Below are 25,495 nucleotides of genomic sequence, written 5' to 3'. Positions count from 1 at the left end.
AAGAGAGGAAGACCCAAATGGGTTATAAACTGAGAATCGCATTATTAGCAATATTAGATTCTGTCATTGTCAGTACAGCCATCTTTATTGCGGCATGGATCGTTTATCCATCAACAGAATTTGGAAGTCTTCATGCACTATGGATAAGTTCGATTGCGCTACTTGCCTTTCATCATCTATTTGCAGCCATTTATAAGCTATACAATAAGGTCTGGTCCTATGCAAGTGTGGGAGAATTAATGGCAATTGTAAAAGCTATTACCTTCTCTATTCTTGCGGCAGGAGTTGTTCAATACCTAGCCAATGATTTTAATCTCTATCGACGAGCACTTATTGTGACATGGCTCTTACATATCATTCTCATTGGTGGATCAAGATTTATTTGGAGAATTTTCCGTGATAGGTACATTGTGGAGCAGAAAAATAAGAAACGTACCTTAATCGTAGGCGCGGGCTCTGCTGGTGCCATGATTGCACGGCAATTAAAAAATGAACAACACCATACAGACTTGTGTCCAGTAGCATTTGTTGATGATGATTTAAATAAGCATAAAATGCAATTATACGATATTCCAGTTGTAGGAAATTCAAAGGATATTCAACAAATTGCAAAAGATTTGGAGATCGAACACATTGTCATCGCAATCCCATCATTAACTAATGGCGCATTAACAGAAATTATTTCGCATTGTAATGCGACTAATGCAAAAGTACAGATGGTACCAAAGATAGAGGATATTGTTTCAGGGAAAATTTCTGTGAGTAACCTCAAAAACGTGGATGTCGAGGATGTACTCGGTCGTGATCCTGTCGAGCTTGATATTAATTCGATCTCAGAATATGTCACAAGCAATACCGTAATGGTAACAGGTGCAGGTGGCTCCATTGGTTCAGAGATCTGTCGACAGCTAATGCGATTTACACCTGAACGTATTCTATTAGTAGGTCATGGTGAGTTTAGTATCTACTCGATAGATATGGAGTTGCGTCAAAAGTACGGAGAGAAAAATATTGAAATACTCCCAATTATCGCAGATGTACAAGATCGCAAAAGGATATTTGAAATTGTAGAGCAGTATAAGCCTGAAATTATCTATCATGCGGCTGCGCATAAGCATGTACCATTAATGGAATATAACCCTCACGAAGCTGTGAAAAATAATGTGATCGGAACTAAAAATGTAGCGGATGCAGCTGATACTTATGGCATACATACTTTTGTTTTAGTTTCTACTGATAAAGCTGTAAATCCTACAAATGTAATGGGTGCAACAAAGCGTGTGGCGGAAATGATTGTTCAAGATTTAGCAAGGCATAGTAAGACAAAGTTTGTAGCGGTTCGATTTGGTAATGTACTCGGAAGCCGTGGGAGTGTTATTCCTTTATTTAAGAAGCAAATCGAACAAGGTGGACCAGTAACCGTTACGCACCCTGATATGACAAGGTATTTTATGACAATACCTGAGGCATCAAGGCTAGTTATTCAAGCTGGTACAGTAGCTCGTGGCGGGGAGATTTTTGTACTAGATATGGGAGAACCAGTAAAAATAGTAGATTTAGCAAAGAACCTTATTAAACTATCAGGCTATAGTGAAGAGGAAATACCGATTAAGTTTTCTGGTATTAGACCTGGTGAGAAGATGTATGAGGAATTGCTGGGAGAAGATGAAGTGCATCCAGAGGCAGTATTTGAGAAAATATATATTGGTAAAACAGTTGATGTAGAATTTGAGCAAGTACTATCCTTAATTCAAGATTTCTCTAGTTTTTCAAGGGAAAAATTAAAAGAGAAATTGATGGGAATTGTTTATCTTGATTCACAAAAGAAATTAGATGTAGTCAATTAAATAACTCATAATGACAAGATTGTTTTTGGAGTAAAAACTGCGACTGTTATAAGACTACACTATAGTAAAAGAGGTGATGTAAATGTTTTATACCAAAATAAAGAGAATAGTTGACTTTGTATTAGCCTTAATAGGTTTGATTATCTTGTCACCAGTTTTTGTAATATTAATCATTGCCATAAAACTAGATTCTAAAGGTCCTATTTTATTTAAGCAAAAACGAGTAGGAATTAATAAAACATATTTTTATATTTTAAAATTTAGAACGATGAGAATTGACACACCTAAGGATACACCTACACACTTATTAGGTGATCCTGATGCATATATTACTAGAATAGGTAAATTTCTTAGGAAGACTAGTTTAGATGAACTGCCACAAATATTTAACATCTTAGCAGGTCAAATGGCAATTATTGGCCCCAGGCCGGCCTTGTGGAATCAATATGACTTAATCGCAGAGCGTGATAAGTATAATGCAAACGATGTTTTACCTGGCTTAACAGGGTGGGCGCAAATTAATGGGCGTGATGAATTACCTATCAATATTAAGGCAAAGTTGGACGGTGAATACATAGACCGAATTGGGATATTGTTTGATTTGAAGTGTTTTATTGGCACATTTATAAGTGTCTTAAAACGAGACGGGGTAGTCGAAGGCGGGACAGGTTCAACAGACTTTCAACAAAAGGAGTCAGCCTCTAAATGAAACGGGTATTAATCACAGGTAAGAATAGTTATGTAGGTAATTCATTTGAAAAATGGGTAACTGAACATTATTCTAGCAATTTTCAAATTGACAAAATAAGTTTACGGACGGATGAATGGAAAAATGCTGACTTTTCTGTTTATGATGTTGTGTTACATGTTGCCGGGGTAGCACATATTAAAGAAACAAAAAATAACGAGAATTTATATTTTAAAGTAAATAGCGATTTAACAAAGGATGTTGCTTTAAAAGCAAAAAGAGAAGGTGTGAAACACTTTATATATTTAAGCTCTATGAGCGTTTTTGGATTAGTAGAAGGAGTAATTGATAGAGATACTCTTGAAAAGCCAGTAAATGCCTATGGAAAATCTAAGTTACAGTCAGAAAAATTTCTGATGAATATTAAAAGTAAAAATTTCTATATTTCGATTTTACGCCCGCCTATGATATATGGACCAAACTGTGTAGGTAATTATAGGAAACTATCTAAAATAGCGAGATTATCATTCTTTTTTCCTAATATTAAAAATGAACGTAGTATGATTTTTATTGATAATCTTTCAGAAATGATTATAAGGCTCATTGAAAATAAACAGGAAGGAATTTTCCATCCGCAAAACGTTAATTATGTCAATACGACTAAAATGGTTGAATTAATTTCTAAATTTCACAGTCGAAGATTGGTCAAAGTGAAATTTATGAATTATTTGATCAAAAAAATTAATATTACCCCAATAAAAAAAGTATTTGGAGACCTAAAATATGATAAAGAAATGTCTCAAAATATGCATGATTATAACGTAGTCTCCTTTGAGGAATCTATAAAACTAACTGAACGGATGGAGAATTTATTATGAAATATGATAATTATAGTGTTCTAATGTCTGTTTATTATAATGAAGAGCCAGATTATCTTAAATTAAGTATTGAAAGTATGTTAAATCAGACGTATAAGCCGAATGAAATTATATTGGTAAAAGATGGTCCATTACCACCTGAATTAGATTACGTAATTGAATGTTATGTCACTTCTTATCCTAAACAATTTACTGTTGTATCATTAAAGAAAAACATAGGGCTTGGTTTAGCATTAAATGAAGGGTTAAGAGTTAGTAGAAATGAACTTATAGCAAGAATGGATACAGATGATATATCTATTCCTAGTAGATGTGAAATCCAAATCAATGAATTTAATAAGGATCCAGATTTAGTAATCTTAGGATCGCATATAGATGAATTTTATGATGATCCTAAGAATGTTGTTTCATCCCGTATAGTTCCTTTAACACATGAAAGTATATTATCATTTTCTCGAAGGAGAAATCCTTTTAACCATCCTACAGTTATGTATAAAAGATCCGACGTTCTACGTGTGGGTGGCTATGACAATTATAGAAGAAATCAAGATTTAGATTTATTTGTCAGGATGTTAAATTCAGGTTGTGTAGGAAGAAATATTAATAGGTCTTTGTTATTATTCAGAGCAAATAAAGATAATCTTAAAAGAAGAAAAAGTTGGGAAAAATGCAAAAGTTACATAGCAATGATTTATCGTTTTTGGAGAATGGGTTATTCTAGCTTCATAGATGTGCTAATGGTATTAGGTAGTCAAATAATAATTTATATTACACCAATAAAATTTTTAGAATGGTTTACAAATAAATATCTTAGAAAGAGTTACCACGGAAAAAATATACAGAAAACGTAACAATCAACCTTAATGAATTTATAGTAAAAGGGGTAACAAAAACTTGGAAATAATAAACAGAATATTAATCAAACTGAGTATTATTATACACAAGATTTTGAACTTTAGATTGTATAAAAGAAATGTAATATTATATGGAGTTCCAAAAATGATATATAGGAATCGAATAATATTTGGGAAGAATGTAAGGATAAACAATGGAGTTTTTTTACATGGAGCAGGTGGAATCGTTGTAGGTGAGAATACAACATTATCTTATGGTACTACTATTCTATCAACTGGATATGAAACTAATAATTGGAACCTAGATAATTCAGAAAAAATACACAAAGATGAACAAGTGAAAATTGGGGAAAATGTTTGGATTTGTGCGAATGTTACTCTTTTACCGGGAACAGAGGTTGCTGATAATTGTATAGTTGCAGCTGGTTCTGTTGTTAATAAAAAGTTATTAAGTCCAGGGTATTTATATGCTGGGGTTCCAGCAAGGAAAATAAAAAAAATATAAAATCTACGACTAAATTTAAGTTATTTAGGAGAATAAAAATGTTGAGTAAATTAATAACGGTTTTTACGCCAACTTATAACAGAAAAGATACTCTAAAAGAATGTTATGAAAGTTTATTAAAACAAAGAAACAAGAATTTTAGATGGCAAATAATTGATGATGGATCAACAGATGGTACGGAGAAGTTAGTTGATGAGTGGATCGGAGAGAAATTAATTGACATTGATTATATAAAAAAAAGAAATGGTGGTAAAGCTTCTGCAATAAATTTCAGCTTAAACAATTGCGACACTTTACTATGGTTTTGCCTAGATTCTGATGACTATTTATTTAGTGATGCAATAGATATTATAGTAGACAACTACAAACGTATAGAGAATAACGATGACCTTTGTGGAATGTTTGGGCTAAGATCAAACCCTGATGGTAGTCCAATGCAAAATAAAAAAATACCTAATGATACAAAATATACAACACAAAATTATGTACGGTATGATTTGAAAATTCCACCGGAGTATTACCATGTTTTTAAGACAGAAATTATAAAGAAGTATCCTTATCCATTAATAAAAGGAGAAAGATATATCCCTCTTAGTTTTATATTTGATCAACTTGATACTAAATATAAATATTTAGTTATCCAAGACCCTGTAATGGTTTGTGAATACCAAAGAGATGGAATTACTAAAAACAAAAGAAATTTAATTAAGAAAAACCCAAAAGGTTATGCTCTATATAAAAAACAATTAGTAGAACTAGCCCCTAATCTTTCAACTAGAATTAAATCGTGCATTACATACAACACAGCTTGTTTGTTAAGTAAAGAAAACCCATTAAAAGTTTCTTCATATAAAGCATTGGTTGCAATTTGTTTTCCATTAGGTGTAATAGATTATTTAATTCGATATCGATTTAAAATAAACATAAATATTGAGGCAATCAATAAAGTTAAAAATTAATATATTGTGACATAAGCTTTATTATTACAGGTGGAGGTTACTTGAATTAAATAATTTTAAGGAGTTTGAAATGGTTTACTTGTCTATAATAATTCCCCATTATAATTCAGCTTTATCATTAAAAAAATTACTTAATACAATTCCAAACAAAAAAGATATACAAGTAATTATAATTGATGACTACAGTGACGAAAAAAATAAACGTGAATTACTAGAAATAGCGGTTGAATATAAAGATACTAACGTGGAGATTTACCATAATTCAAAGAAAAAGGGGGCTGGAACTTGTAGAAATATCGGATTGGAAAGAGCAAGAGGTAAATGGTTATTATTCGCAGATTCTGATGATCTATTCCTTGATAACTTTTTTTATAAAGTGAATAAATATTTTGAATCTATTTATGATGTGATTTTTTTTAAACCCACAAGTATAGATTTAGTAACAGGGAGTATAACTCAACGCCATATACGCTATGAGGAATTAATAAATGAATATATAAATAAAAAAAAGAGAAAATCTGAATTGTCTTTACGATATAATTTCTTTGTACCATGGTCTAAATTAATTAAAGCAAGTCTGGTAAAAGAAAATAAAATTTTATTTGATGAAGTACTTGTATCAAATGATGTAATGTTTTCAACTAAAGTAGGATACTATTTAAAAGACTTTTATGTATCAGAGGAGGTAATTTATTGTGTGACTAGAAGAGAGGGTAGTCTTACAACGACTATAGACCAACGGTTATTCGATATCCGACTAAATGTATTTATAAATTATTGTAATTATTTAAAAGAGAAATTAGACAAAAAAGATTTTAAGGAATTAAATATAAATGGTACAGGTTATATTATGAAAGCTTCAGCGTTTGGTATTAATAAAATGAATAATGTTTTTCTTAAACTTAGAGCCAATAATATTAGCATTGTTAACAAGAATATATTTAATCCAAATAAACTTGTGAAAAAAATAGTTAAGAAAGTATAGAGAGATTTGTATGAAGTTTTAGACTATATTATAATGGAACAATGTGGCATTCCACAATAATATGGTGAAAATGGAGATCAATATGAGTGAATTACAAACGTACATTTTATATTATTTTATAATTTTTTTTACTACTATTTTAGTAGCAATTTCCGGCAGAATTAGTGTTGGGAAGTTTAGAAATATTGGTAAGTGCTTATTTTGGTTTGCAGTAATACTTCCAGTTATGATATCTGGTTTTAGATATGGTATTGGTGTTGATTATTTTAATTATTCAGATATCTATTATAGTTTGACATCAAATAATAATATACTAGATGACATATTAAATACTAGATATGAACCAGGATGGATTTTGTTAAACCATGTTGTGAAGCTTGTATTTAATGATGTTACATATGTTTTTATTATATCTTCCTTAATTATATGGGTGTGTAATTTTAAGGCTATATATGATAATAAAAATTGGATTAGATTAGGTACAGGGATGTTAATACTGCTCACAACTTTATATAATCCAAGTTTTAATATAATAAGAATCTCTGTTGGAGCTTCTATCATAATGCTTGCTGTTAAACCAATTATTGATAAGAAACCGCTCAAGTTTATATTCATGGTTCTAATTGCTGCATGTTTTCATTATACAGCATTAATATTTTTACCCGTATATTGGGTAGTAAATAGCAGTTCAAATAATATAGGTTTAATAAAAAGGGTCATAACCTTAATTTCAGCAGTTCTAGTTGTTATTCTAGCAAGACCTATCCTTTCCTTATTGACAAATTTTGAGATTTTTTCTCAATATAGTAACTATAAAATAACGTATAACGATATAGGTGTTGGTGCAATAGCATTTAAATTACCTATTATAGTAATTATATTGATGAATTTAAAAAAATTGAAACACAATAATGCAATCAGTGTTTTAGCGATTTTATACTTTGTGGGAGTAATTTTTGATTTCTTTAGCTATCTAGCTGATTATGCTGGTAGAATAGCAATCTACTTTGAAATGATGCAGGTATTTGTAGTAGCAGCTATAATTAAAGTTCAAAAAAATAAATACGAAAGATTTTTCTTTACTTTTATAGTAATAATTTATTATTTAGCTATGTATACGTATGAATTTATAATAAATAATGGTCATAAGACAATACCATACATGTGGGTTCCATAAGATATGATCATATTTAAAAATAATTTTAGGTTATGATCAAGGAGAGTTGGAAATGAAGTTTGTTAAACCAGAAATGGAAATCATGCATAATTGGAAAAGTGATATAAATAATCCTTTAGTAAGCATTTGTTGTATTACATATAACCATGAAAATTATATAGAAGATGCCATAATAGGTTTTTTAATGCAAGAGACTAACTTTCCCTTCGAAATATTAATTCATGAAGATGCTTCACTTGATAGAACACCTGAAATTATTAAAGAATACCATAAAAAATATCCAAGGATAATTAAACCTATTTATCAAAAAGTTAATCAATATTCACAAGGGATAGAGCCGAGTTTAAAGTATAATTTTCCAAGGGCAAGAGGAAAATATATTGCTAGTTGTGAAGGCGACGATTTTTGGATAGATCCTAAAAAATTAGCTAAACAGATTCAATTTTTAGAAAATAACAAAGAATTTATAGCGACAACTCATAAAGTTATTGTAGTTGATGAAAACAATAAAAAAAGAAGTAATCAGTTAAAAATGTATAATAACCCTTCTTCTATTTTTACATTGAGTGATTTTAATAAATCAAAATTACCTGGGCAAACGTCCTCATTAGTATATCGCAATATATGGAGAGAATTGGATGGAAAAACAATAGAACTTTATAGATTATGTAAAACTAATGGTGATAGAAAATTATCATTAATGCTAACTATAATGGGGAAAGTAAACTGTGCTTCTGAGGTTATGTCTTCTTATAGAAAGATAACTTCAGTTGGAACAAGTTGGTCTGCAAGGAATTTCGGAGGGAATTTAGCATTTAAAAAATATAAAGATTTAATAGCCTTGAATAACTTCTCACAGAAAGCATTCGGGGTAACTTTAAATAATAAGTCACAAAGATTGCATGCTTTTTATGAAGCTTTAGCAATTTTTATAAGCCGACCTAATAAAAAAAATTTGAAAGTTGTTAAGGAAATATTATTTCTGAAATATGATAAAGGTTATGAGTTGTTTGGGTATGGTTTTTTTAAAATCATACAGTGGCCATTAAAAAAGATATTACGTCAAAAGGCAACATAGTAAGATTGCTTTAAATGTAATTGAAAAGATTGGACGTTAAGCATGGAACAAACTAAGGGATTGAAATCAAAAACTATTAAAGGTCTCTTCTGGAGTTTTACTGAATTAATTTCGAAGCAAGGACTTCAGTTAGTTATTCAAATTATTTTAGCTAGATTGTTAGTACCTGAACACTTTGGCTTAATAGGTATGGTAATGATTTTTATTGCAATCTCTAATTCTCTTGTGGAAAGTGGATTAGATCAAGCACTAATTCGAGAAAGAAATCCTCAAAATAGAGATTTTTCGACTGTTTTTTATTTTAATTTGGCTGTTTCAATTCTTATATACTTATTATTATTTTTAAGTGCTCCGGTAGTTGCAAATTTTTTTGATGAACCACAGTTGGTTTTAATTTTAAGAGTAATAATGATTGTGGTTATAATTAACGCTTTCTCAGTAATTCAGCGAGTAATATTAATTAGAAAGATTGATTTTAAGACACAAACTAAAATAAGTATTATAGCAGGTGTAATATCGGGAGGAGTAGCAATTATACTGGCACTTTTCGGTGCTGGTGTTTGGAGTCTTGTTGCACAACAGGTCACATTGAAATTGGTCGAGATGGTATCTTTAATACTTTCTAATCGTTGGATCCCAATGTTAACTTTTAACGTGAAGTTATTCAAAAAATATTTTCAGTTTGGCTATAAATTATTGATATCTGGTTTAATAGATACTATATATAACAATATTTATTTCGTAATAATTGGTAAATTTTATTCTGTTACACAACTTGGATATTTTACTAATGCTACCAAGCTAAGAGATGTTTCATCAAAATCAATATCGACTGCAATCCAAAAAGTAACTTATCCAGTTTTAAGTAATATACAGGAAGATAATGAGAGATTAGCAGTTAACTACAAAAAATTGTTGAAATTAACAAGTTACATATATTTCCCATTTATTTTAGGATTAGCTTCAATAGCAAATAATCTTATCCCATTTTTACTTGGTGAACAGTGGAAACCGTCAGTAATTTACTTTCAACTCTTATGTATTGCGGGTTTATTGTATCCTATTCACTCAATTAACTTAAATATACTAAAAGTTAAAAATAGATCAGATTTATTTTTATTTCTAGAAATAGTGAAAAAAACAACTTTAACGATTTTAATAGTATTCGCGATTTTACTTGATTATGGAGTAATTGGGTTAATCTTAGCTGCTATTGCTAATTCATTTATCAGTTTATTCATTAATACTTATTATTCCTCTAAAGAAATCAATTATTCTTTCTTTCAACAAATAAAAGATATGTTACCTTCCTTTGTAATAACTATTTTTATGTTCTTAGTTGTTTATAAACTGGATTCAATTATTCAAATAAATATATTGGTTGATTTATTTGCTCAGATAACAATAGGAGTTGTTTTGTATTTAGGATTAAGTTGGATCCTAAGACTGGATGAGTTTAATATTATAAAAAGTCTGTTAAAGAGTTTAAAAGCAAGATAACCATAAACTAATGATATTCTTAAATTTGCATTTATAAAGAGGAGAGTAGCTTATATTGGGTATTAATGTTACGCAATCATCAATGCCACCCTTAGATGAATACATCGATGAAATAAGTGACTTATGGGAATCAAGGTGGCTTACCAATAATGGTTTAAAGCATAAAAAATTTGAAAAAAAGTTGAAAGAATTTTTAGCTGTTTCGAATCTAGATTTGTTTACAAATGGGCATCAAGCATTAGAGATAATACTCAATGCTTTTAATTTGTCAGGTGAAGTTATTACAACCCCCTTCACCTTTGCTTCTACTACACATGCAATTGTAAGGAATGGTTTGAAACCCGTTTTTTGTGATATTAATCCAAGTAATTTTACAATTGATCCATCTAGGATTGAAGAATTAATTTCAGAAAGAACCACTGCTATTGTTCCAGTACATGTATATGGGAATATTTGTGATGTTGACAAAATAGAAGAAATTGCAGAGAAGTATAATTTAAAAGTAATTTATGATGCAGCACATACATTTGGGGTTACCCTTAATGGACAAGGAATAGGTAATTTTGGCGATGCATCGATGTTTAGTTTTCACTCAACAAAAGTTTTTCATTCTATAGAGGGAGGTTTAGTTACATTTAAGGATAGTCAGTTATTAAGCACCTTGAAAGCTTTAAAGAATTTCGGAATAACGGATGAAGATGAGTATGGTTATATAGGGACAAACGCCAAAATGAATGAGTTCCAGGCTGCAATGGGTTTATGCAATTTACGCTACATAGAAAGTGAAATTAAAAAAAGAAAAATAGTATATGAGCGTTATCAAGAGAGGCTTGATAATATTAAAGGTATACAAATTAGACAAGATCAACCTGGTGTTCAGAATAATTATGCGTATTTTCCGATAGTATTAGAAAATTATAAATATTCTAGAGATGAATTACTAGATAAATTAAAAAAGGAAAATATACAAGCTAGAAAGTATTTTTATCCATTAACTAGTAAAATGAAATGTTATCACGGGATATTTAGAGATAGTGTTACACCAATTGCAGAAGAAATAGCAAGTAATGTTCTGACATTGCCTTTATATTCTGATTTAAGTTTAAGAGATGTCGACCGTATTTGTGAATTAATTATAAAATAATTTAGGAGAGATTCTTTTATGAAAGGTATAATTCTGGCTGGTGGCTCAGGTACAAGGCTATATCCACTAACAAAATCTGTTTCTAAACAAATATTGCCGGTGTATGACAAACCTTTGATTTATTACCCTCTTTCAGTATTAATGTTAGCTGGCATTCGTGATATTCTTATCATATCTACAGCGCGAGATTTGCCAGATTTCCAGGAATTATTGGGTACTGGAGAAAAACTTGGCATGCGTTTTGAGTATATGATTCAAGAAAAGCCAAATGGATTAGCGGAAGCTTTTATTTTAGGAGAGTCCTTTATAGGTGATGATAATGTTGCTCTAGTTCTTGGGGATAATGTTTTTTATGGATCGAATTTTAGTAATCAACTCCAAAGAGCTGCATCATTAAAGGAAGGAGGGCTTATTTTTGGGTGCTATGTTAGCGATCCTCGAGCGTACGGGGTAGTGGAAGTAGATGATGATAAAAATGCTATCTCGATAGAAGAAAAACCTAATAAACCAAAATCCTCTTATGCTGTACCTGGTTTATATTTCTTTGATAATAATGTTATTGAATATGCAAAAAATGTCCAACCCTCCGATAGAGGGGAGTTAGAAATTACTTCTGTTATTGATCAATACTTACAGAGGAAGAAATTAAAAGTAGAGATAACGGGACGAGGATTAGCATGGCTAGATACAGGTACGCATGAAGCATTACTTGAAGCATCTAACTTTGTGGAAGCTATCCAAAAAAGACAAGGCTTATATATAGCGTGTGTAGAGGAAATTGCATTTAGAAAGGGTTATATTGATACTGACCAATTAGAAAGGTTAGCCAAACCCTTATTGAAAACTGATTACGGTAAATATATCCAAGAAATAGTTAATGTAAATCAAGGAGGAAAGCCATGAATATTTTAGTTACAGGTGGGGCGGGATTTATAGGTGGTAATTTTGTGCATTATATGGTAGATAAATATCCAAGTTATAACATCTATAACCTCGATAATTTAACTTATGCTGGTGATTTAACGAAGCATAAAGATATTGAGAAGTTGCCAAACTATTATTTTTTAAAGGGCGATATTACTGATAGAAAAACAATTTCTGAATACTTTAAGAAGTATAGTTTTGATTTTGTAGTGCATTTTGCTGCGGAAAGTCATGTAGATCGCTCAATTTCTAATTCTGAAATTTTTGTAAGGACAAATGTTTTAGGCACCCAGGTATTATTAGATGCTGTAAAGGAATATAACATTCGTAGATTTGTCCATGTGTCAACTGATGAAGTTTACGGGGAATTAGACTTTAATCCCGATACATTCTTTACTGAAAATTCACCAATACAACCCAACAGCCCATATTCTGCCAGTAAGGCTTCTTCTGACTTGTTAGTACGGGCATACTATGAAACGTATGGTACCCCAGTAAATATAACAAGATGTTCAAACAACTATGGTCCATATCACTTTCCTGAAAAACTAATCCCATTAACAATCTCACGTGTCTTAAATGAAGAAAAAGTACCAGTATATGGAGATGGGAAGAACATTCGCGATTGGTTGCACGTCTATGATCATTGTAATGCTATCGACCTTATTATGCACAGATCTCCCGTTGGCGAGGTATATAACATAGGAGGTCATAATGAAAAAACAAATTTAGAGGTAGTAAAAACAATAATATCAACGCTAAATAAATCAGAAAGTTTAATAGAATTTGTTAAGGATCGATTAGGACATGACAAGAGATACGCGATAGATCCGAGTAAACTAGAAAAGTTAGGGTGGAAACCTCGCTATGATTTTAATTCGGGAATTAATCAAACTATTAATTGGTACCTTAATAATAAAGAATGGTGGGAAAGTATTATAAAGGGTGAATACCTCCAATACTTTAAAAATCAATATAATTTGAATAAATAAGCGTTATTAGCTATAGGAGAGTGTGTGTGTTGAAAAAAAAGATTGCAATTTTCCCCGCAGGTACAGAAATCGGTTTAGAGATTCAACGATCTCTATCTTATTCTACGCATTTCGAAGTGTTTGGCTTTTCAAGTATACCAGACCATGCAAGATATGTTTTTAAGAATTATGATGAGAGCTTACCTTACTATAATTCTGAATCTTTTCTTTTTAAATTAAATAAATTGCTTGATAAATATGAAATTGATTATCTATATCCGGCTCATGATGATGTACAACTATATTTGACCGAAAATGAATCAAGAATAAATGCAAAAATAATTACATCTGATTTAAACAGTGTGAGAATCTGTCGTTCTAAATTAAGTACTTATAAACTCTTTAATCAAGAAAGATTCGTACCAGAAGTATTTAGTGAAAGCCATATACCCCAAGAATATCCTGTCTTTGCAAAACCAAATATTGGACAAGGTTCGAAAGGGGTAAGGCTCATAAAGAGCAAAATAGAATTTGAAGAAGCTCTTAATTGTGAAAAAAAGATGGTAATTGTGGAGTATTTACCGGGTGAAGAATATACAGTCGATTGTTTTACAAATTATAAGGGAAACTTATTATCTGTGAACATGAGAAATAGAGAAAGGATAAGAAACGGTATTAGTGTCAATTCAAAATCCTTAACTCATCCGAGTGAAGTACAAGATATAGCTGAGCAAATAAATAAAAAATTAAAGTTAAACGGTGCTTGGTTTTTTCAGATTAAAAGAGATAAAGAAAATAATTTTAAATTATTAGAGATAGCCCCTCGAATATCAGGTACTATGGGATTAAGTCGAAACAAAGGTATTAATTTTCCATTACTATCATTGTTTAATTCTGAAAAAATAGACGTACATATAAATAGTAACAAATTTAATATAGAGGTAGATCGAGCGCTTATTAGTAGATACCATTTAAATATTAATTACGATACAGTTTACGTAGATTTAGATGATACTTTAATAGTAGATGGAAAAATCAACAATATCTTATTAATGTTTTTATATCAAGCTTTAAATTATGGAAAAGTGATAATTCTAATTTCTAAACATGACAGGGATATTAATAATACTTTAAACAAGTATAAAATAAATGAAGGTATATTTAGCGATATTATTCATTTAAAAAAGGGTGACAATAAGGCTGAACATATTAAAAGTGATGGAGCAATTTTTATTGATGATTCTTTTGCCGAAAGGGAAAATGTATCTAAATATCTTGATATTCCAGTATTTGATTGTAGTGAAGTGGAAGCCTTAATTGATTGGAGGCGTTAAAATTGACAAATATAAAACTAGGTGTAACGGGCCCTATGTCAGAAAGTAATTTTGGAGATTATGCAATGTTCATTAATAATTTGTATGACCTGAAGGTTAGTAAAATAGTAGCTTTTAGTTATAATAAAGGATTCTCTCAAAAAATAATTAATGATTATTTACAAAATTATAGCATTCAGAATATCGAAGTAATATTAAATAATTTGGAGCAAGATGAAAAAACTAATAAAGATAATAATAAAAAGGTAGGTCTATTACCTTTTAATCCCCCTACATTGACACCAATAGATATATTACATCAGGTTGAAAATTATAAAGAAATTGAATCTTCTATAGCAGAAATAGACGTTTTAATTGTTAATGGCGGAGGCTATTTTAATCACCTCTGGAATAATAGTCTTTGGCGGAATGATATGTTAAAAAAGATTATTGCTCCCATATTAGTAGCTAATCAATTAAATAAACCTATCTTTTTTACAGGAAATAGCTATGGGCCATTTGATCAAAGTGAAGAGTTCTTTTATTATATATTTAATTATTTGAAAAATGCACGCTTTGGAATAAGGGATAATATGTATTCAAAAGGATATCTTAATAGAATCGGGATAGAAAATGAAAAATGTGAATTTGTACCTGATGACTTACTTTTAATTAACTCTGATATATTAAACCTCCCAAAGAAGAGATGTAGTGATATTGATAAAATTGGAAAATATATTGTAGTTGAAATTTATTTTCCTTTAGAAGAATTGGAAGGAATTATTGAAGAATTAAAAACGTTTAGTAATGAAATATATAATAGATACGGTTATTCTATAGTGTTTTTACCGTTTGATACTAACAACGGTGGAATGAATCAAGGATCTTACTTGAAGGATAACCTGAAACACTTTTATTTATATGATATTTCCGAAAGAGGATATTTACCAATAGAGGATGCGACTCACATTATACGAAAAGCTGAAATGGTATTATGTACAAGATATCATGCACTTGTATTGTCAATCGGTGAAGGGACACCAGTATTAAATATGATGAAGAAAGTATGCAATGACCATCGTTACTATTTTAATAAAAATTATGGTTTATTGCAGTATGCTTTCGAAGGAATTCAATTTAATGAAATGGACTTCATTAAAAATGATTTTATAAAAACATTAGATTTATTAAAAAAGAATATTTTAGAAGTAATTGACACCCAAAAACAGGTATTTGGTAATAGCCACTATTTAGAAAATTTGAAGAACTTGAAAAGGAAAAGGTCGGATTATCTTAAAAAAATTTTAAACACTAATAAGTAAAAAATGAAATGAACAAAACCTTAATGAAGTTATTTCTCTAAAAAGAAAACTAATGATTAGTCTAATGTAGGTGTTGATAGATAAGGAGGGATTAGATGACAAATTTACCCAAGGGATTTCAGGTCAATAAATCTTATTTAGTGACAGGTTCTGCCGGTTTTATTGGTTATTATTTATGTAAAAAACTATTAGATCAAGGATACACATTAGTAGGAATAGATAATCTAAATGATTATTATGACGTGAATTTAAAATATACACGTTTAGAAATTCTAGAACAATATGATAATTTTACTTTTATCAAAGCAGATATTTCAGATAAAGCAGTTATAGAAAATTTTTTCGAGAAATATCGACCAAATGTAGTAGTGAATCTTGCAGCACAAGCGGGTGTTCGTTACTCATTAGAGAATCCCGACGTCTACATGCAAAGTAATGTAATAGGCTTCTATAATATTCTGGAAGCTTGTCGTCACTACCCAGTGGACCATTTAATCTATGCTTCTTCTAGCTCTGTCTATGGTGCAAATAAAAAAGTCCCATTTGAAGAGACAGACTTTGTTGATCATCCAGTTTCCCTATACGCATCGACAAAGAAATCTAATGAATTAATGGCACATACCTATAGCCATCTTTATAAAATCCCAGCAACTGGTTTACGTTTCTTTACTGTATATGGACCAATGGGTAGACCTGATATGGCATACTATGGTTTTACAGATAAATATTTTAATGGAGAACCTATTAAGATTTTTAATAATGGGGATTTTGAAAATGATCTATACCGTGACTTTACCTATATTGATGATATTGTCGAAGGAATCGTCAAGTTAATTCCAAGAACACCAAAAGGGAATGTTCAACACGAAGTTTTTAATATTGGAAACAATAATCCAGAGAAACTCATGCATTTTATTACTTCCTTAGAGAAAGCACTTAGTAATGCACTCGGAAAAGAAGTGGAGTTTAACAAAATCTATGAACCGATTAAACCAGGTGATGTTCCTAGAACTTATGCATCGACAGAACGATTGCATCGAGCAGTTGGGTTTAAACCACAAACACCAATTGAAGAGGGGCTACAAAGGTTTGCTGATTGGTACGTAGAGTATTACGATTTAGAGGATAAACAAGATCAGGTTTCTAGATCAGAACAATCAATTCAGTAATCTGAAATGAATGGGGTATCTAATATGCAGGAGCTCTTTAATAAATTTAAACAGTTGTTTGGTGAGAAAGAAATATTACAAGTTCGCTCTCCATTAAGAATTTGTCCACTAGGAGCACATGTAGATCATCAAGATGGAATGGTGACAGGGATGGCGTTAGACGCAAATGTAGATATGATATTTACACCGTCTAATGATGGATCTATTCGGATTGTTAGTATGGATTTCCCTGATGAGGAATATTTCCATATAGATCAAGTTCCAGGTATGCTACCAGGTTTCTGGGGCAATTATATTCGAGGTGCAGTTCTCTCACTGCAACAGGATTATAAATTAGATATCGGTATTCAAGCAGTGATAAGTGGTAAGCTTCCAATTGGTGGACTAAGTTCTTCTGCTGCTGTAACGACAGCATATTTAATGGCTTTGGCTGAAGTAAATGGTTTGAAAATTACAAGAAAGGACTTTGTTACATACAGTCACTGGGTTGAAACAGAATTTATTGGTTTAAAAAATGGTATCCTTGATCAATCAGCAAATATTCTAAGTGAAAATAATAGATTATTAATAATGGACTGTCAAACAAACGAACATCATTTAGTAGAAAAATCGCCTAATATGTCAGAACTAGAAGTAGTAATTGTATACTCGGGGGTAAGTAAAGCATTAATTGGGACTGATTATAATAACCGGGTTGATGAATGTAAAGTAGCTGGATGGTTAGTAGAGGAATTAGCTGGAATAGAAAGAACTCCACTACAAAATGTGAAATTACGGAATATTTCTGAAGAGCATTATCAGCAATATCGTGATCAAGTACCAGGTAAGTTTCGCAAGAGACTAGATCATTTTTTCACTGAACAAAGTAGAGTGATGGAAGGGATTAAAGCATGGGAACAAGGAGATATTGAAGGGTTTGGCAGGCTTATGTTTGAATCAGGAGAAAGCTCTATCTATCAATATGAATCTGGTTGTCCAGAGTTAGTAACTATATTTGAAATTTTAAAAGATACAGAAGGTGTCTATGGTGCCCGTTTTAGTGGTGCTGGATATAGAGGGTGTTGTATTGGCTTGATCGATCCTAAATATAGAGAAAGAATTAAAGAAAGCATTGATAATATTTATCCAGTTAAACATCCCAAATATAGTGATGTGTACAAGGTTCATTTCTGCAAAACTAGTGACGGAGCGCGGCTTGTAACAAATGAGTACAAAGGGAAAGTACTAAATTGAATAAAATCAGTTTTCTGTAATTTAGTAATTTTATTGGAGGGTAGAGTATGAAATGTATTATTCTAGCTGCGGGCTATGCGACAAGATTATATCCTTTGACCAAAAATAAAGCAAAACCGTTACTAGAAGTTGCAGGGAAACCAATCTTAAATCATATTATTGAGAAAGTTGAAAAAGTTGATGCAGTGGATGAAGTATATATTGTGACTAATGATAGATTCACTACAAGTTTTCAAAATTGGTCTACGACCTATTCTGGGGATAAAGAAATTATTATTGTAAATGATCATACTACAACTAATGATAATCGCCTTGGAGCCATTGCAGATATAGAATATGTTTTACACCAACATCAAATTGATGAAGACATTATGGTTTTGGCAGGGGATAACCTTTTTGATTTTGAATTGACTGATTTTGTTCATTTCTTTAAAGAAGTTAATGGTGATAGTATTACAACACATGAATTAAGTGACCTGGAAGAAATGAAACGAACAGGCATTGTCGAACTGAATGACGAGGGTATGGTTATATCTTTTGAAGAAAAGCCAGAACAACCGAGATCAAATTTAGCTGTACCACCATTTTATTTATATAAGTCAGATACATTACACTTACTAAAGAAATATTTATTAGAAGGAAATAATCCTGATGCTCCAGGAAACTTTATTCCATGGTTGATTCAACATAAGCCCGTTTTCGCATTTGAATTTGAGGGCTTACGATATGATATTGGTACTGTAGAAAGTTATCATAAAGTACAAGAATTATTTTAGAGGTGAATAAATAGATGAAAATTACAGTAGCGGGGACAGGCTATGTCGGATTATCGAATGCGATATTATTAGCACAACATAATGAAGTAGTAGCATTAGACATTGTGCAAGATAAAGTAGACATGATTAACAGCAAGAAATCGCCAATTGTAGATGAAGAGATTCAACAATTTCTTGAAACCAAGCCATTAAATCTACTAGCGACAACGGATGCTCGAGAAGCTTTTCAAGATACTGAGTTTGTCATTATCTCCACACCGACAAACTATGACCCAGACCGTAATTACTTCGATACATCATCAGTAGAAAATGTAATAGAAACAGTATTAGAGGTTAATCCGCAAGCAGTTATGATCATTAAATCTACTATTCCTGTTGGGTACACACTAGAGTTACGAGAAAAATATAGTACGGATAATATTATCTTCTCTCCAGAGTTCTTACGTGAGGGACAGGCTCTTTATGACAATTTATACCCGTCGCGAATCGTTGTAGGTGAAAGATCTGAACGTGCTAAAACATTTGCTGGATTATTGGCACAAGGAGCGATTAAGGAAGATATCGACATCCTGTATACTGATTCAACGGAAGCGGAAGCTATTAAACTATTTGCAAATACTTATTTAGCGATGCGAGTATCGTTTTTTAACGAGCTAGATACCTATGCAGAAGTGCGTGGCCTAAATACAAAACAAATTGTCGAAGGTGTTGGTTTAGATCCTCGTATTGGTAGCCATTATAATAATCCTTCCTTTGGATATGGTGGCTATTGCTTACCTAAGGATACGAAACAACTACTTGCCAATTATGAGGATGTTCCTAACAATATCATGAAGGCGATAGTAGATGCTAATCGAACAAGAAAGGACCATATTGCAGATAGTATCATAGCCAAAAAGCCTAATATCGTTGGAATTTATCGTCTAACCATGAAAACAAATTCTGATAACTTTAGACAATCTGCTATTCAGGGTGTCATGAAGCGCATAAAGGCTAAAGGTATCGAAGTAGTGGTCTATGAACCTGTCCTTCAAGAAGGTGAGTTTTATAGCTCCAGAGTAATCAAGAATTTCAAAGAATTTAAAGAAATATCGGATGTTATTGTGGCCAATCGTCTAACCGATGATATAAGAGATGTTTCCGAGAAGGTTTACACCAGAGATTTATTTAGTAGAGATTGATAAAGTTTTAACCTATTCAAAAATGATTCACATTCCAAGTAGATTCTCAGAGAATTGCGGGCAATTTACTTGGAGTGTGTCCTCATAAATCTTCATAATGATATACCTCCATGATTATTATCCTAATAAGAGTATCTGTATTGATAACATTCCTGTTTAAAATTACATATATTAAATAGTACCCCAAGTTCTCCGATATATAGGGTGTGTATATGACTCCAAAAATTAATGATTAATTAACACATTAGAATTTGAGAAGTATCTATTCAGAAATTATACTGAAAATGGAGAATATTTGTATCCATTGATGAATAAAATTAAGTTCTACATTGGAAAGGAAAACCCACAGGAGGACGTAAATCCATGACACAACTTACACACCTCGACCAACTCGAGGCAGAAGCAATCTACATAATACGCGAAGTAGCCGCAGAGTGTGAAAAACCAGTAATGCTTTACTCTATTGGTAAAGATAGCTCTGTTATGCTACATCTAGCCATGAAGGCTTTTTATCCGGAGAAACCACCATTTCCTTTTTTACATGTTAATACGACATGGAAATTCAAAGAAATGATTGAATTTCGTGATCGAAAAGCGAAGGAACTAGGGATTGAAATGATTGAACATATAAATCAAGAAGGGGTAGAGCAAGGAATCAACCCATTTGATCATGGCTCATCCTATACAGATATCATGAAAACACAAGCATTGAAGCAAGCGCTAGACATGCATCAATTCGATGCTGCCTTTGGTGGGGGACGACGTGATGAGGAAAAATCTCGTGCGAAAGAGCGTATCTTCTCCTTCCGTAATAAAAATCATGCATGGGATCCGAAAAATCAAAAACCGGAAATGTGGAAGCTATATAATACCAAAATTAATAAAGGTGAAAGTATGCGTGTTTTCCCACTCTCTAACTGGACAGAGAAGGATATTTGGCAGTATATTCGCCAAGAAAATATCGATATCGTTCCACTTTATTTCGCAAAGGAAAGACCAGTCGTCTACCGAGATGGAAATATCGTGATGGTAGATGATGATCGATTGAAATTAGAACCCGGTGAAAAGATTGAACAGAAAAAGGTTCGCTTCCGTACACTAGGCTGTTACCCTCTTACTGGTGGTATTGAATCAGAGGCGGATACGTTAGATGAAATCATCGACGAGACATTAGGTGCTGTTTCATCAGAACGTACGAGTCGGGTTATTGATCAAGAAGCTGCTGGTAGCATGGAACGTCGTAAGAGAGAGGGGTATTTCTAGAATGAAAGGTTTACTAAAATTTATTACATGTGGAAGTGTCGATGATGGTAAGTCAACTTTAATTGGACATATGCTGTATGATGCAAAGCTACTATTTGCAGATCAAGAAAAAGCTTTAGAACTAGATTCCAAGGTTGGTAGTCGAGGGGGAGAAATTGATTATTCACTCCTATTAGATGGGTTAATGGCAGAGCGTGAGCAAGGGATCACGATAGATGTCGCCTATCGCTACTTCACGACAGACAACCGTTCCTTTATTGTGGCCGATACTCCAGGTCATGAGGAATATACAAGAAATATGGCAGTAGGGGCATCCTTTGCTGATTTAGCAGTTATTCTCGTAGATGCAACGAAAGGTGTGATCTCTCAAACGAAACGTCATGCTCGAATTTGTTCATTAATGGGAATTAAGCATATCGTATTAGCCGTAAATAAAATGGACTTAATTGGCTACGACCAAAAACGCTTTGAAGAAATTAAAAATGACTTTCATCAATTAACCTATGGATTTCATTTAGAAAGTATTCAGGTTATCCCGGTTTCTGCAACAGAAGGGGATAATATTACTAAAAAGTCAGAGAATACGCCATGGTATGATGGCAAAGCTTTATTACCTCATTTAGAGGATATCGATGTCACAGATGATGCAGATCAAGAAGATTTCCTCTTACCTGTTCAACGTGTTAGCCGCCCGAACCATACCTTTAGAGGGTTCCAAGGGCAAATTGAAGCAGGAAAGATTAAAGTCGGGGATGAAATTGTTGCTCTCCCGAGTAGAGAAAAAGCTAAGGTGAAAAGCCTCCTCGTAACAGATCAAGAAGCAAAGGAAGCTGTGTATGGCCAGCCTGTGACGGTTCAATTAGATCGAGAGGTGGATGTCTCTCGTGGCTGTGTCTTGACTACCTCTGATCAGATTCAAGTTGCCGATATGTTTACCGCAACGATACTATGGATGGATGATACAGAACTAGTGGAAGGGCGTAATTACTTAGTGAAGGTAGGAACGAAATTACTACCTGGAACGGTTATGTCGATTAAGCATAAAATAGATAGTAATTCAGGAAAAGAAGTTCCTGCAGATCGTATCTTTAAAAATGAATTAGTCGCGTGCGATATTTCCCTTTCCGAAAATATGATATTTGATACCTTTGAAAATAATGAGTCATTAGGTGGTTTAATTCTGATTGATCGAGTGACCAATATGACCTCTGCCTGTGGTGTTATTAAGCATTCATTACGTCGTTCTACCAATGTGGTATGGCAAGAAACGGATATCACCCGAGAGATTAGAGCACAGCAAAAAGGTCAAAAGCCTCTTACCCTTTGGTTTACTGGCTTATCAGGCTCTGGTAAATCGACACTTGCTAATGAGGTAGAGAAACGTTTAGTTTCAACAGGACATCATACGATGCTTTTAGATGGAGATAATGTTCGCCATGGTTTAAATAAAAACTTGGGCTTCAAGGAACAGGATCGTGTCGAGAATATTCGTCGAATTTCAGAGGTAGCGAAGCTAATGAATGATGCGGGGCTAATCACCTTGACCTCGTTTATTTCTCCATATGAAAGTGATCGTCGTAATGCGAGAGAAATCATTGGAGAAGAATATATCGAAATCTATGTGAGTACACCTTTAGAGGAATGTGAAAAACGAGATGTCAAAGGATTATATAAGAAGGCAAGGGCAGGAGAGATCCCTAACTTTACTGGCATTTCTAGTCCATATGAAGCACCGAAGAACCCTGAGGTAGAAATTGATACAAGTAAGTATTCCCTAGAGGAAGCAACCGATTGTGTGGTAAAAGAGATCATGAAATATTTAGATTAGACATTAGAGAAAGCTACTATCAAAGGTAAAATGGTAGTAGCTTTCCTAGGATATACATAACCTTTTTGATAAAACATATGCCCGAAAGGGGTGATCTCCTTCGATGACTCTAGAAATGGTTTTTGTATTATCTATGATTATATTGATGTTTGCGGCACTTTTACTAGAATTGGCAAGGCCTGATATCATTGTTTTCTCGGCATTAGTCATTTTTGTACTAACAGGCTTATTAACACCAGAAGAAGCCTTTAATGGTTTTTCCAATCAAGGTATGCTGACGATTGCCCTTCTATTTATCGTAGCAGGGGCTGTACAGAAGCACGGAATCATTGACCGAATAATGAAAAAGTGGTTGAACAAAGGAAAGCATGTAAAAGGATCGATGATTCGTTTTTTTATCCCGTTATCTCTATCTTCTGCTTTTCTCAATAATACACCTATTGTCGTAACCTTTACCCCTATGATCAAAAAATGGTGTGAAGAGAAGGGGATTGCTCCTTCTAAATTTCTAATCCCCTTATCTTATTTTACGATATTAGGTGGAACGATTACATTGATGGGTACCTCTACGAATCTAGTTGTTCACGGGATGTTATTAGATTTTGATCTAGAAGGTTTTAGTCTCTTTCAATTAGCTATCGTCGGAATTCCAATTACGATCGTTGGCTTTCTTTATCTATTCACGGTCGGCTACCAGTTGCTACCATCTAATCGGGGTTTTCGTGATCAAATTCAGTCCGATACGAAGGAATATATGGCCGAAATGACGGTGAAAAAAGAGTTCCCTCATGTGAATAAATCGGTACAGGAAGCTGGATTGCGTGAATTAAAGGGCTTATATTTAGTAGAGATCATCCGAGAAAATGAACGTATCTCTCCAGTTAAATCGACAACGATTATCAAGGCTGGGGATCGATTAATCTTTACCGGACTTATTTCCACGATTGCAGAGCTACAACATATGAGAGGTCTTCAGCTAGAAACAGGTTCGCATTTAGAATTAGATGATTTAGAAAATAGCCATGTAGAATTGGTGGAGGCCGTGGTCTCTCATCAATCATCCTTACTATCAAAATCAATTAAGCAGTCCCAATTCCGATCCAAATACGATGCAGGTGTCATAGCCGTCCATCGAAATAATGAGCGAATTAAAAGTAAAATAGGCGATATTATTTTACGACCTGGGGATGTGCTACTTTTGCTAGCGGGCTCTGATTTTATTAGGACTTATCAGCAATCGTCCGACTTTTATGTCGTATCCTCTTTAGATACTCCTTCTAATCTGCAGGGAAATCAAAAGAAAGGTCTGTTTTCCATAGGTGTATTACTCTTGATGATTTTTATGGTGACGGTTGGTTGGTTAAGTATGTTCAAGGCAATGCTACTTGCCGTCCTCGTCCTGCTCGTTACGAAAACCATTACGGCAGAAGAAGCGAAGAAGAACATTCAGTTTCATGTTTTGCTGTTAATTGCTAGTGCTTTTGGGATTGGGATGGCGATGACAAAGTCTGGTCTCGCAAAATGGATTGCCGATGGGATCCTATCTATAGGCGAGCCTTATGGTATAGTGGTACTTATTTTACTCGTATATTTGCTAACTAATATTTTTACAGAATTAATCACTAATAGTGCCGCGGCTGTCTTGATGCTTCCGATTGGAATTGAAATGGCATCAAGCCTTGGGGTAGATTATATGGGATTTGCTGTCACGATCGCGATAGCAGCATCCGCAAGCTTTATTACCCCAATTGGTTATCAGACGAATTTAATTGTCTATGGACCTGGAGGCTATCGGTTCATTGACTATATCAAAGTCGGTACACCTTTGAGCTTGTTAGTAATGATTGTAACGGTAAGTATTGTCAATGTTGTTTGGTTTTAATCACATAATAAAGGTGGG

Annotated in this window: 22 protein-coding genes; all 22 read left to right on the top strand. The window is 32.7% G+C overall.

Annotated features, from left to right (window positions below; translation table 11 throughout):
• Positions 1 to 17 precede the first annotated feature (17 nt).
• The 22 genes from ACZ5N5_RS02065 (at position 18) to ACZ5N5_RS01960 (ending at position 25,477) form a co-directional block, all read left to right on the top strand.
• Entirely contained in the window at positions 18 to 1,847 is a 1,830-nt protein-coding gene (locus tag ACZ5N5_RS02065) for a polysaccharide biosynthesis protein (RefSeq protein ID WP_464373178.1), read from the top strand.
• Between the two features lie 82 nt (positions 1,848 to 1,929).
• Complete coding sequence (locus ACZ5N5_RS02060; protein ID WP_054787675.1) at positions 1,930 to 2,556, top strand: sugar transferase; 627 nt, start codon at positions 1,930 to 1,932, stop codon at positions 2,554 to 2,556.
• The gene (locus ACZ5N5_RS02055; RefSeq protein ID WP_464373177.1) at positions 2,553 to 3,413 is read left to right on the top strand and encodes an NAD-dependent epimerase/dehydratase family protein; all 861 of its coding nucleotides are present in this window, start codon (positions 2,553 to 2,555) and stop codon (positions 3,411 to 3,413) included. Before ACZ5N5_RS02060 ends, ACZ5N5_RS02055 begins: the two co-directional genes overlap by 4 nt.
• Entirely contained in the window at positions 3,410 to 4,264 is an 855-nt protein-coding gene (locus tag ACZ5N5_RS02050) for a glycosyltransferase (protein ID WP_464373176.1), read from the top strand. Before ACZ5N5_RS02055 ends, ACZ5N5_RS02050 begins: the two co-directional genes overlap by 4 nt.
• A 43-nt stretch (positions 4,265 to 4,307) precedes the next feature.
• Positions 4,308 to 4,772 carry an acyltransferase gene (locus tag ACZ5N5_RS02045; RefSeq protein ID WP_464373175.1) on the top strand — a complete coding sequence of 155 codons (465 nt, stop codon included), beginning with the start codon at positions 4,308 to 4,310 and terminating at the stop codon, positions 4,770 to 4,772.
• A gap of 38 nt (positions 4,773 to 4,810) precedes the next feature.
• On the top strand, positions 4,811 to 5,731 hold the full coding sequence (locus ACZ5N5_RS02040; RefSeq protein WP_464373174.1) for a glycosyltransferase family 2 protein: 921 nt from the start codon (positions 4,811 to 4,813) through the stop codon (positions 5,729 to 5,731).
• Between the two features lie 70 nt (positions 5,732 to 5,801).
• Positions 5,802 to 6,716: a glycosyltransferase family 2 protein gene (locus ACZ5N5_RS02035; RefSeq protein WP_464373173.1), complete on the top strand. Its 915-nt coding sequence runs from the start codon at positions 5,802 to 5,804 to the stop codon at positions 6,714 to 6,716.
• 82 nt (positions 6,717 to 6,798) lie between these two features.
• The gene (locus ACZ5N5_RS02030; protein ID WP_464373172.1) at positions 6,799 to 7,893 is read left to right on the top strand and encodes an EpsG family protein; all 1,095 of its coding nucleotides are present in this window, start codon (positions 6,799 to 6,801) and stop codon (positions 7,891 to 7,893) included.
• A gap of 52 nt (positions 7,894 to 7,945) precedes the next feature.
• Complete coding sequence (locus ACZ5N5_RS02025) at positions 7,946 to 8,971, top strand: glycosyltransferase family 2 protein (RefSeq protein ID WP_464373171.1); 1,026 nt, start codon at positions 7,946 to 7,948, stop codon at positions 8,969 to 8,971.
• Positions 8,972 to 9,013: 42 nt separating this feature from the next.
• The gene (locus ACZ5N5_RS02020; RefSeq protein WP_464373170.1) at positions 9,014 to 10,471 is read left to right on the top strand and encodes a lipopolysaccharide biosynthesis protein; all 1,458 of its coding nucleotides are present in this window, start codon (positions 9,014 to 9,016) and stop codon (positions 10,469 to 10,471) included.
• A gap of 55 nt (positions 10,472 to 10,526) precedes the next feature.
• Positions 10,527 to 11,615, top strand: coding sequence for a DegT/DnrJ/EryC1/StrS family aminotransferase (locus ACZ5N5_RS02015; protein ID WP_464373169.1), 1,089 nt, complete (start codon positions 10,527 to 10,529; stop codon positions 11,613 to 11,615).
• Between the two features lie 18 nt (positions 11,616 to 11,633).
• Entirely contained in the window at positions 11,634 to 12,518 is an 885-nt protein-coding gene (gene rfbA / locus ACZ5N5_RS02010) for a glucose-1-phosphate thymidylyltransferase RfbA (RefSeq protein ID WP_464373168.1), read from the top strand.
• Positions 12,515 to 13,531: a dTDP-glucose 4,6-dehydratase gene (gene rfbB, locus ACZ5N5_RS02005; RefSeq protein WP_464373167.1), complete on the top strand. Its 1,017-nt coding sequence runs from the start codon at positions 12,515 to 12,517 to the stop codon at positions 13,529 to 13,531. Before rfbA ends, rfbB begins: the two co-directional genes overlap by 4 nt.
• A gap of 29 nt (positions 13,532 to 13,560) precedes the next feature.
• Positions 13,561 to 14,844, top strand: a complete 1,284-nt coding sequence (locus ACZ5N5_RS02000) for an ATP-grasp domain-containing protein (RefSeq protein ID WP_464373166.1) — start codon at positions 13,561 to 13,563, stop codon at positions 14,842 to 14,844.
• Positions 14,845 to 14,846: 2 nt separating this feature from the next.
• On the top strand, positions 14,847 to 16,145 hold the full coding sequence (locus ACZ5N5_RS01995) for a polysaccharide pyruvyl transferase family protein (RefSeq protein WP_464373165.1): 1,299 nt from the start codon (positions 14,847 to 14,849) through the stop codon (positions 16,143 to 16,145).
• 95 nt (positions 16,146 to 16,240) lie between these two features.
• Positions 16,241 to 17,314, top strand: a complete 1,074-nt coding sequence (locus tag ACZ5N5_RS01990; protein ID WP_464373164.1) for a GDP-mannose 4,6-dehydratase — start codon at positions 16,241 to 16,243, stop codon at positions 17,312 to 17,314.
• Between the two features lie 24 nt (positions 17,315 to 17,338).
• Positions 17,339 to 18,547: a GHMP family kinase ATP-binding protein gene (locus ACZ5N5_RS01985; RefSeq protein WP_464373163.1), complete on the top strand. Its 1,209-nt coding sequence runs from the start codon at positions 17,339 to 17,341 to the stop codon at positions 18,545 to 18,547.
• 47 nt (positions 18,548 to 18,594) lie between these two features.
• Complete coding sequence (locus tag ACZ5N5_RS01980) at positions 18,595 to 19,323, top strand: nucleotidyltransferase family protein (RefSeq protein WP_054787690.1); 729 nt, start codon at positions 18,595 to 18,597, stop codon at positions 19,321 to 19,323.
• A 14-nt stretch (positions 19,324 to 19,337) separates the two neighbouring features.
• Positions 19,338 to 20,504, top strand: a complete 1,167-nt coding sequence (locus ACZ5N5_RS01975; protein ID WP_464373162.1) for a nucleotide sugar dehydrogenase — start codon at positions 19,338 to 19,340, stop codon at positions 20,502 to 20,504.
• Between the two features lie 363 nt (positions 20,505 to 20,867).
• A complete protein-coding gene (gene cysD, locus ACZ5N5_RS01970) occupies positions 20,868 to 21,767 on the top strand; it encodes a sulfate adenylyltransferase subunit CysD (protein WP_054787691.1) in 900 nt (299 codons plus the stop codon).
• 1 nt (position 21,768) lies between these two features.
• Positions 21,769 to 23,595 (top strand): adenylyl-sulfate kinase, encoded by a 1,827-nt coding sequence (gene cysC, locus ACZ5N5_RS01965; protein ID WP_054787692.1) that lies wholly within the window; start codon positions 21,769 to 21,771, stop codon positions 23,593 to 23,595.
• Positions 23,596 to 23,698: 103 nt separating this feature from the next.
• Entirely contained in the window at positions 23,699 to 25,477 is a 1,779-nt protein-coding gene (locus tag ACZ5N5_RS01960) for an SLC13 family permease (protein ID WP_054787693.1), read from the top strand.
• The last annotated feature ends 18 nt before the right edge of the window (positions 25,478 to 25,495 follow it).

This window comes from Gracilibacillus sp. JCM 18966 (assembly GCF_055392695.1).
This window is presented reverse-complemented; position numbering and strand designations above follow the sequence as displayed.

Coding starts and splice junctions, on each gene's coding strand:
- ACZ5N5_RS02065 (WP_464373178.1), top strand. CDS start 18: ATGGGTTATAAACTGAGAATCGCATTATTAGCAATATTAGATTCTGTC.
- ACZ5N5_RS02060 (WP_054787675.1), top strand. CDS start 1,930: ATGTTTTATACCAAAATAAAGAGAATAGTTGACTTTGTATTAGCCTTA.
- ACZ5N5_RS02055 (WP_464373177.1), top strand. CDS start 2,553: ATGAAACGGGTATTAATCACAGGTAAGAATAGTTATGTAGGTAATTCA.
- ACZ5N5_RS02050 (WP_464373176.1), top strand. CDS start 3,410: ATGAAATATGATAATTATAGTGTTCTAATGTCTGTTTATTATAATGAA.
- ACZ5N5_RS02040 (WP_464373174.1), top strand. CDS start 4,811: ATGTTGAGTAAATTAATAACGGTTTTTACGCCAACTTATAACAGAAAA.
- ACZ5N5_RS02035 (WP_464373173.1), top strand. CDS start 5,802: ATGGTTTACTTGTCTATAATAATTCCCCATTATAATTCAGCTTTATCA.
- ACZ5N5_RS02030 (WP_464373172.1), top strand. CDS start 6,799: ATGAGTGAATTACAAACGTACATTTTATATTATTTTATAATTTTTTTT.
- ACZ5N5_RS02025 (WP_464373171.1), top strand. CDS start 7,946: ATGAAGTTTGTTAAACCAGAAATGGAAATCATGCATAATTGGAAAAGT.
- ACZ5N5_RS02020 (WP_464373170.1), top strand. CDS start 9,014: ATGGAACAAACTAAGGGATTGAAATCAAAAACTATTAAAGGTCTCTTC.
- rfbA (WP_464373168.1), top strand. CDS start 11,634: ATGAAAGGTATAATTCTGGCTGGTGGCTCAGGTACAAGGCTATATCCA.
- rfbB (WP_464373167.1), top strand. CDS start 12,515: ATGAATATTTTAGTTACAGGTGGGGCGGGATTTATAGGTGGTAATTTT.
- ACZ5N5_RS01990 (WP_464373164.1), top strand. CDS start 16,241: ATGACAAATTTACCCAAGGGATTTCAGGTCAATAAATCTTATTTAGTG.
- ACZ5N5_RS01985 (WP_464373163.1), top strand. CDS start 17,339: ATGCAGGAGCTCTTTAATAAATTTAAACAGTTGTTTGGTGAGAAAGAA.
- ACZ5N5_RS01980 (WP_054787690.1), top strand. CDS start 18,595: ATGAAATGTATTATTCTAGCTGCGGGCTATGCGACAAGATTATATCCT.
- ACZ5N5_RS01975 (WP_464373162.1), top strand. CDS start 19,338: ATGAAAATTACAGTAGCGGGGACAGGCTATGTCGGATTATCGAATGCG.
- cysD (WP_054787691.1), top strand. CDS start 20,868: ATGACACAACTTACACACCTCGACCAACTCGAGGCAGAAGCAATCTAC.
- cysC (WP_054787692.1), top strand. CDS start 21,769: ATGAAAGGTTTACTAAAATTTATTACATGTGGAAGTGTCGATGATGGT.
- ACZ5N5_RS01960 (WP_054787693.1), top strand. CDS start 23,699: ATGACTCTAGAAATGGTTTTTGTATTATCTATGATTATATTGATGTTT.